We start from the raw sequence: 8,685 nt of genomic DNA on the forward strand, positions 1-8,685 counted from the left end.
AAGGATTGCCCCTTTAATCCGATATTGAGCATAGGTCTTTAAACTGACATGCTTTGATGGGTCAAACTTATCCACAGCATCGATGAGACCCAGAGATCCTGCAGAAACCAATTCATCAAAGAAAACACTGGAAGGAAGGCGCATGGCAAATCTTGCAGCAATATGCTTTACAAGATATGAATACTCAATAATGCTTTTTTCACGCCATGAGTCTCCATTTGTTTTATTTTCCGGGTACTGATTTTTCATATAACAACAAAGGTTCCCCTTTAGGTTGCACTCTGAAATACTTTACTCATAAAAAATGTTAAATTCCCATTTGAATCGCTTCTTACAGGGCTGTTCCCCAAACTTGCAGCAATTTCTTTTATTGCTTTTGCCGCCATTGAATCCGGGGCAGTATCCATGACCAGTCCCCTTTTTTGAACCGCCTTTTGTAACTGCCTGTCAAAAGGGATGTGACCCACATATTCCAATACAACATTTTGCAGATATTTATCAAGGGCTCCGCTTAAAGCAGCATATACTTTTTTTGCGTCTGCAACCGAATCCACCATATTGACAATGAGCTTAAAATATCTTGTTCCATATTCCTGTGACATCACCTTCATCATGGCATAGGCATCGGTTATGGCTGTCGGTTCTCTTGTTGCAATCACAATGCACTCATCACAGGCTGAATTAAAGTATAACACATTTGATGAAATACCGGCACCCGTATCAACAAAAATAATATCCGCCTGATCAGACAGGGTTTCAAACTCACTTAAAAGATTGAGTTTTTCCCCTTCATTGAGTTGACTTAAATCAGCAAACCCCGATCCTCCCGAAAGAATTTTAATACCATGGTCTGATTCTGCCATTACCTGGTTCAAGGTTTTCTCTGAACTTATCACATGCCGGATATTATACTCAGGCCTTAAATTAAAAATAATATCAATATTTGCAAGCCCGACATCCGCATCAATAATAACCACTCTTTTCCCCATCCGGCTCAGAGAAACAGCCATATTCCCAACAATATTGGTCTTGCCCACCCCTCCTTTACCGCTGGTAACTGCGATGACTTTTGGAAGTTTTTTCTTACCCGATGTCATATTTACCTTTCTCTTTAAGAGCGCTTGATTTTTAACGACTTTTCGAAGTCCTTTTGCCTGATCCAATATAAATTTACTCCTTACCGTCTCTTTCCCAAAATAATCTTTAACAACTGCCTCTTATCCGGAACAATCAAATCCTCAGGGACTCTTTGACCATTTGCAATCAAAGAAACAGGCAAGTTAAAATCACTGATCTGATCCAATATTTTACCGCATCTTTTTGTTTCATCTATCTTTGTAAATACAATAGTATCAGGATTAAATACTGAAAAAGCAGATGCCGCATCTTTCATAATAATAGATTCAGATGTAACACTCAAGACCAAATGCGCAGAAATTCTAAAATCAGTCTTAATCAATTGCAATATTTCATCGAGCTTAGGTTTATCAAAGTGGCTGTGCCCGGCAGTATCTATCAGTACCATATCCATTGATTTCATTCTATCCAGAGCGCAGGATAAATCCTGGGAACTGAAGGCAGGAACACATAATAATCCCATGATCGAGGCATATGCTTTGAGTTGCTCAAATGCACCCACCCGGTAATTATCAATGGAAATGAGTCCAACCTTCATTTTTCTTTGAAAACTTAACATGGCAGCAAGTTTTGCAATGGTTGTTGTTTTGCCGACACCTGTAGGGCCAACAAAAGCCGCCACATGGGGGACATTGGAATTATTATCTCTATTAAAAAAATCCTTGGTCGCTATTTGGTTCAGGCATTGGTGCATAACATATTTTTTTAAGGATTTAATTTTTGAACCCTGATCAGCAGTTTCATCCATTAAACCGCTTGCCTTCTGTATGAGGGCGCTTGCTAGTTTTTCGCTGACACCGACTCGTAAAAGGGAAGCAAGAACACCCACCGACTCGAAATGATTGCAAACCATATTGTGCATTCCATTTCCAAAGCCGGCAATGGAAATCATATCTTTTATGTCTGCTATATCTTCTTTTAAGGATTCAACCCAATCATCCTGATTCGAGTTCAGGTTCAGTTTAAGACTCGGTTTTGCATCCTTGCCTTGCGGTACGGCTGCTTCAACCTCAAACATAGTTTTTGCATAGGGGCCAAGGGGTTTTTTAGAAATTTTCCGAGTGCCTAAAATCATGGCATCTGATCCAAGCTCTTCTTTAATGTTTGCAATGGCTTGTTGAATATTTTCCGCTCTAAAAATTTTCCTATTCATTCTTCAAACTCACCTTTCCACTTGCCTGTAAATTAATATCATCCACTATTTCTGCATGGGATACAACTAAAACAGTGGGCAGCGACGGTTCAATCAGTTTTCTGACATGCCGGCGCAAGTTTGGAGATGTCATGATAACAGGTTGCGTATTGAGTGCCACCTGTTGTTCCACTTCTTTTGAAACAGCTTGAACAATTTCTTCTACCAATAAAGGATCAAGCGCAAGATATGACCCATGTTTCGTATGTTTTATATTTTTAGATAAAACGTCTTCCAGATTTCGATCAAGGGTGATGATCTGCAGCATCTTGCCTTCCTGAAGATAGGGGGCCAGCATTCCCTTTGCAATTCTTTGCCTGACATATTCGGTCAGAAGATCCGGATCTTTGCCCATGGGTGCAAAATCTGCCAGGGTTTCTACGATGGAGAGAAGATCCCTGATGGAAATTCTTTCCCGCAACAGATTCTGGAGTACTTTCTGAACAACACCCAGACTTAAAAGATTGGGAATCAATTCTTCTACAGCCTTGGGACTTGTCTTGGCAAGATTATCTATCAGATGCTGGACATCCTGTCTGCCAAGCAGATCATGGGCATTATTTCGAATGATTTCAGTCAAATGGGTTGCAATGACAGTTGAATTATCCACCACTGTATATCCGGCAAACTTTGCTTCTTCTTCACGTTCTTGCGGAATCCATTTTGCCGATAGATTAAATGCCGGTTCAATGGTATCTATCCCCTCAATTTCCTGGGCAGTTCCCCCGGGGTCCATGGCAAGTAAATGATTTACCATCAGCTCGGTTCCGGCTGCTTCAACCCCTTTTATCAACAACCGATACTGTGCCGGGTTTAAATTCAGATTATCCCGGATATGGATAGGGGGAATAATAATTCCCATTTCTGTGGCAAATTGTCTTCTGATCGCCCTGATCCTCCCTAATAAGGTACCATCCTGCTGTTTATCCACCAGGGGTATCAATCCATAACCCACCTCAAGTTCAATGGTATCAAGACTTAAAAGATGATCCACATCTTCCGGGGCACCTGCTGCTTCATCTTCTGCTATAGCTTCAGCATCTGCACGTTTTTCCTCCTTGTCCGTCTCTTCTTCTCTTAAAAAATACCAGGCAATCGTCCCTAAAACCAGTCCCAATGTCATAAATGGTATAGAGGGCAGCCCAGGCACCAACCCCATGCAAAAAACAATCACCGACCCGATAAATATGGGTGTAGAATTTGAAAAAAGATGTTTTGCAAACTCTTTGCCCATTTTCATATCAGATCCTGATCTTGAGACCAGAAGGCCTGCTGCTGCAGAAACTAAAAGAGCGGGAATTTGTGAGACCAGGCCATCACCAACGGTTAAAAGCGTATAGTTTGTCAAAGCATCTTTCATCTCCATGCCCTGCTGGAGTACACCGATTACAAACCCGCCTACAATATTAATTAAGGTGATTACTATACCGGCAATCGCATCTCCCCGAACAAATTTTGAGGCACCGTCCATGGCACCATGAAACTGGGATTCCTTGGCAATGGCCTGCCTTCTTTCCCCTGCCTCTACTTCATCTATCATCCCGGCATTCAGATCCGCATCAATGGCCATCTGCTTTCCCGGCATGGCATCCAGGGTAAATCGGGCGGCAACTTCTGCTATTCTGCCCGCACCCTTGGTAATAACCAGAAAATTGATCAAAACAAGGATAATAAAAACAACCATGCCAACTACATAATTACCCCCGACAACAAAACTACCAAAAGATTGAATAATGGTTCCTGCTGCAAGCGGACCTTCATTACCGTGCAGGAGTATCAAACGGGTGGACGCCACATTTAAGGAAAGCCGAAACAATGTTAATACAAGCAAAAGTGATGGGAAAATGGAAAATTCCAAAGGTTCTTTTGTATACATGGTTGTGATGAGGACAACAATGGCAAAGGAGATATTCAATGCAAGAAAAAAATCAAGGACAATGGGATGCAGGGGTAAAACCATTGACATAAGGATACCAATAAAGGCAACAACCATCAAGATATCTGAAGATTCTCTTCTTATCCCTGCAATAATTGTGTTTTCACTTGCTGCCATTGATTCTCCAATTTAAATTATAAAACTTTGACCCAAAGAACTTTGACACTATTTGCCAAATTATTGTCGCAGGTTTATAATTTTTTTCCCTTTAATTTGTATACATATGCCAGTAATTCCGCGACTGCCTGGTATAACTCCATTGTTACTTCCTGACCTATATCTACACTGCTATACAAGTTTCGAGCCAATTGTTTATCTTCAACCAGGGGGACATCATTTTCTCTTGCAATTCTTCTGATATTCTGGGCAACAGGTCCTGCACCCTTTGCAAGCACTGTAGGGGCATCCATCTCGTTTCCATCATATTTTAAAGCCACGGCCAGACGGGTCGGGTTGGTGACAACCACATCTGCATCAGGAACAGCCGCCATCATCCTCTTTCTGGCAGTTTCATGCTGGAGCTGCCTGATCCTGGATTTCACCAATGGATCACCTTCTGTCTGTTTGGTTTCATCTTTGAGTTCCTTTTTAGTCATTTTTTGATCATCTAGAAATTTCCACTTCTGATAGGCATAATCCAAAAGAGCCACAATGATCATGATCAAACAGACTTTAATAAAAATCCAGAAAGAAACCTTGAGAATAAACAAAAGAATCTGCCCCACACTATAATCATACAACCTTGATATTTCAACAATTTCCCCTTTGATAGCATAATAGGCCACCATTGAAATAACCCCTACCTTTATCAGGGTTTTTACAAATTCCACCACAGCCCTTGAAGTAAACTTTTGTTTGAATCCATTAATAGGGTCAAGCTTGGACAATTTGGGTTCAATTGCTTTCCAGGATACAGTAAACCCGACCTGGGCAAAATTTGAGAGCAAAGCAACCAATACAATTGGAAGCATGACAGGGATAATGGTAAAAATGATTTTCTCTGTATGAAAGGCAAGTAATCTGACAATTTCAAGATCAGTCAGCAAAGGAACTTTTTCAAAATTAAAATTAAAATGAAATATGGCAAACAGATTATTATAAATATAAAAGGCAGATGCATATAAGGCTGTGGCACCTGCAACAAGGACGAATACGGAAGGAATCTCTATACTTTTAGCAACCTGCCCTTCTTCTCTGGCCTTGGAGAGTTTGCGCGACGTCGGATCTTCTGTTTTCTCTCCTCCACTTTCAGGATCTTCTGCCATATTCCCTTATCCTCCACCTGCAAAAAAAAGAAAATACATCAACAATTCTTTAAATTGGGCAACGTAATTTTTGGTTACAATAACAATTATTTGAAGGGTAAGGCCAAAGAGAAGCAGTCCTGCTACAATTTTTAACGGAAACGCCACAATCATGACATTCATCTGGGGTGAAAATTTTGACACAAGACCAAATCCCACGCTGACAAATACCAATGAAGCGATCACAGGGGAACCGATTTTTATGGCTAACAAAAAAAAATGGGATCCCAGTTCGAGAATCTTAGCCAGCATCACTTCCTGCATCATAAAAAACCCGATGGGAACCAGTTTAAAGCTGTCGATCATTGCCATAAATAGAATGTAATGACCATTTAAAATGAGAAAAACAATAACACAGACCCAATATCCAAGCTGATCCATAATGGAGACATTGGCGCCGGTTTGAGGATCAACCACATTAATCATGGCAAATCCCATCTGGAACCCGATAATCTGTCCTGCAAGCTGCACAGAGGCAAAAAACAGTCTCAGGCATAATCCAAGGGTCAGGCCGATCAAGGCCTCAGCGAGAATCAGCAGTCCTGTTGCAATAACATTCATGGGAAATCTCGACAGGTCTACATCAACCACTGAATAAAAAGCTAAGGAAACCACCATGGCCAAGCCCATTTTCAGCCTGTTGGGAAAAACATTTGAAGAAAAAATAGGAAACATAAAAAGAAGGATGCTTACCCGCAGCAAAACAAGCATATAAGTCCTGAATTCAACGGGATCAATAACATTAAGTATTTCCATGCCTCATTGCTCCTAGCGGATATACATGGGGATATTTTCAATTATATTTCGGGTAAAAGTGGTGATCTCGTCCAGCATCCAGGGTGCCGCAAACAAAAGACCTAAAAAAACCGCAATTATTTTAGGAACAAATGTCAGGGTCATTTCCTGAATCTGGGTCACGGCCTGAAAAACACTGACAAGCAATCCGGCAAGCAACCCGAGACCCAGCATGGGCATGGAAAGATAAATGGTCAGTGTAATGGCCTGTTTTGCAAATTCAACAACAAATTCAGGGGTCATGGCTATACTCCAAAACTTTTTAACAGGGAGCCTGAAATAAGATGCCATCCATCCACAAGAACAAACAGCATGAGTTTAAACGGCAAAGAGATCATAATCGGGGGAAGCATCATCATACCCATGGCAAGAAGTACGGAAGCCACCACCATATCAATGACAAGAAACGGGATGTATAAAACAAATCCAATAATAAAAGCAGTTTTAAGCTCACTGATAACATAGGCCGGGATTAAAACCAGCAGCGATACATCATCTCTTGTCTCAGGCTTTTTTATATCAGCCCCTTTTATGAAAAGTGCCAGATCACTTTGTCTTGTATTGCGAAGCAAAAACTTTCGAATCGGTACTTGCGCCTTTTCAAAGGCCATGTCAAAGGCGATCTGACGTTCAAGGTACGGATTCAAGGATTGCTGATAAATCTCTTGAGCCACAGGTTTGATGATAAAAAAGGTCATAAATAATGCCAATCCCACAATTACCTGGTTGGGAGGGCTTGACTGGGTGCCCATGGCCTGTCTTAAAAAATGGAAAACAACAACAAGTCTTGTAAAAGGAGTCATTAAAATCAAAATAGCCGGTGCCAGGGCGAGGATGGTAAGCAATGCAATAATTTCAAGAACCACTGCAACCTCTTCAGGGGTTTTAGCGGTTTGGACATTCAATTGTAAAGAGGGAATGGGAAATGTCACAGCATAAGTAGATGAACTTGCAATAAATAAAAAAACAAAGACAAGAAAAAACACTTTAATTCTCATTATCTTCCCCCTTTTTCCAACAAGTCGGTTCCCTTATTTTTAAATGAACTCCCTAATTTTTGTGTTAAAAAATCCGAAAACTTGAAAGAGGTTTCATTGGCCTCACTTGAAAAATCCATATCTGTTTCAAAAGAAGATATTTTTGAAATATTTGTGGATGTGACACCGATTAGGATGGTATCGCCTAAAACATCCAGCAACACTAATTTTTCCTTCGGGGAAAGATGATGAACAGTTAGTACTTTAATAAAATCCTTACCGCCTTTTACACCTTTTGCAGTTGAAAATCTCTTTATCAGGTAAAAGACAAGTATGATGGATGCCAAAACCAAAAACAGCACACAAAAAGTTCTGGCAAAGGCAAACCATATTTCTGAAGATGTATTCATTCCTCTGTAGCAAGGGATTTTACCCTGTCAATGGGAGTGATGACATCGGTGAGTCGGACACCGAATTTTTCATTCACCACAACCACTTCTCCCCTGGCAATCAACTTTCTGTTAATATAGACTTCCAATGGTTCACCTGCAAGTTTATTTAACTCGATAATTGAACCCTGCCCCAGTTGAAGAAGATCATTGACAATCATTTTTGTCTTGCCAAGTTCCACAGAAAGCTCCAAGGGAATATCAAGGATAAAATCCAGCTCCCTTTCTCCCTGTTCTATGGTCTCTTCAGCACTCGTCTCTTCAACACTCTCTTTAACTTCTGTGTCATCGTTTTCTTCAGCCATGTTTAACTCTCACAATCTGTTATTATTTTATCTTTTACTTTAAACGCTTGAAATCCACGTTGAACCCCTGCATATCCTGTCAGTTTTGCCAACCCGTCTATATAAGAGATCAGCGGCTCGCTGGCATCATTATCCAGTTGGATGACATCACCCTTCTGTATATAAATCAATCTCTCGCCGGTTATTTCAGTTCTGCCCAATTGGATTTTGACGTCAACCGTTGACTCCAGAATCACTTCTCTGATCATTCTGCGCCAGTTTGTATCAATTTCCTCAATCTCAGTCTGAACACCTGAGGACAACTTATTTCTCATGGGTTCAATCATGGAATACGGATAACAGACAACCAGATTGCCGGCGGACTGCTCAAGCTCAATCTCAAACCTTGTGACAAGCACAAGATCTGTTGGCAAAACAATGGCAGTAAACTGCGGGTTCATTTCCGACCTGATTAATGAAATTTTCACAGACTCAATGGGTGCCCAGGAAGCTTCAATATTTTTAAGGACTGCCACAACAGCCTTTTTAATCATAACCTCTTCAATAGTGGTAAACTCCCGCCCCTCCACCCGGGCTTTTCCAAGAGCTTC

General features: G+C 40.9%; 11 protein-coding genes. All 11 read right to left on the reverse strand.

Annotation, left to right across the window (positions count from 1 at the left end; all coding sequences use genetic code 11):
* A partial coding sequence (locus tag K8S13_RS10275) for a sigma factor (protein ID WP_291462353.1) occupies nucleotides 1–249 on the reverse strand: 249 nt, incomplete at its 3' end.
* Nucleotides 250–269: 20 nt separating this feature from the next.
* Nucleotides 270–1,163, reverse strand: a complete 894-nt coding sequence (locus K8S13_RS10280) for a MinD/ParA family protein (RefSeq protein WP_291462354.1) — start codon at nucleotides 1,161–1,163, stop codon at nucleotides 270–272.
* Nucleotides 1,164–1,177: 14 nt separating this feature from the next.
* On the reverse strand, nucleotides 1,178–2,290 hold the full coding sequence (gene flhF / locus K8S13_RS10285; protein WP_291462355.1) for a flagellar biosynthesis protein FlhF: 1,113 nt from the start codon (nucleotides 2,288–2,290) through the stop codon (nucleotides 1,178–1,180).
* Nucleotides 2,283–4,382, reverse strand: a complete 2,100-nt coding sequence (flhA, locus tag K8S13_RS10290; RefSeq protein WP_291462356.1) for a flagellar biosynthesis protein FlhA — start codon at nucleotides 4,380–4,382, stop codon at nucleotides 2,283–2,285. The genes flhF and flhA overlap by 8 nt, the downstream gene beginning before the upstream one ends.
* 74 nt (nucleotides 4,383–4,456) lie before the next feature.
* Complete coding sequence (flhB, locus tag K8S13_RS10295; RefSeq protein WP_291462357.1) at nucleotides 4,457–5,530, reverse strand: flagellar biosynthesis protein FlhB; 1,074 nt, start codon at nucleotides 5,528–5,530, stop codon at nucleotides 4,457–4,459.
* A gap of 6 nt (nucleotides 5,531–5,536) precedes the next feature.
* On the reverse strand, nucleotides 5,537–6,325 hold the full coding sequence (gene fliR / locus K8S13_RS10300; protein WP_291462358.1) for a flagellar biosynthetic protein FliR: 789 nt from the start codon (nucleotides 6,323–6,325) through the stop codon (nucleotides 5,537–5,539).
* Between the two features lie 12 nt (nucleotides 6,326–6,337).
* Nucleotides 6,338–6,607: a flagellar biosynthesis protein FliQ gene (gene fliQ, locus K8S13_RS10305; RefSeq protein ID WP_291462359.1), complete on the reverse strand. Its 270-nt coding sequence runs from the start codon at nucleotides 6,605–6,607 to the stop codon at nucleotides 6,338–6,340.
* Nucleotides 6,608–6,609: 2 nt separating this feature from the next.
* Nucleotides 6,610–7,362 (reverse strand): flagellar type III secretion system pore protein FliP, encoded by a 753-nt coding sequence (gene fliP, locus K8S13_RS10310; RefSeq protein ID WP_291462360.1) that lies wholly within the window; start codon nucleotides 7,360–7,362, stop codon nucleotides 6,610–6,612.
* Nucleotides 7,362–7,751 carry a flagellar biosynthetic protein FliO gene (gene fliO, locus K8S13_RS10315; RefSeq protein WP_291462361.1) on the reverse strand — a complete coding sequence of 130 codons (390 nt, stop codon included), beginning with the start codon at nucleotides 7,749–7,751 and terminating at the stop codon, nucleotides 7,362–7,364. Before fliO ends, fliP begins: the two co-directional genes overlap by 1 nt.
* Nucleotides 7,748–8,095 (reverse strand): flagellar motor switch protein FliN, encoded by a 348-nt coding sequence (gene fliN, locus K8S13_RS10320; protein ID WP_291462362.1) that lies wholly within the window; start codon nucleotides 8,093–8,095, stop codon nucleotides 7,748–7,750. Before fliN ends, fliO begins: the two co-directional genes overlap by 4 nt.
* A gap of 2 nt (nucleotides 8,096–8,097) precedes the next feature.
* A partial coding sequence (locus K8S13_RS10325) for a flagellar motor switch protein FliM (RefSeq protein WP_291462363.1) occupies nucleotides 8,098–8,685 on the reverse strand: 588 nt, incomplete at its 5' end.

It is taken from the genome of Desulfobacula sp. (genome assembly GCF_021107415.1).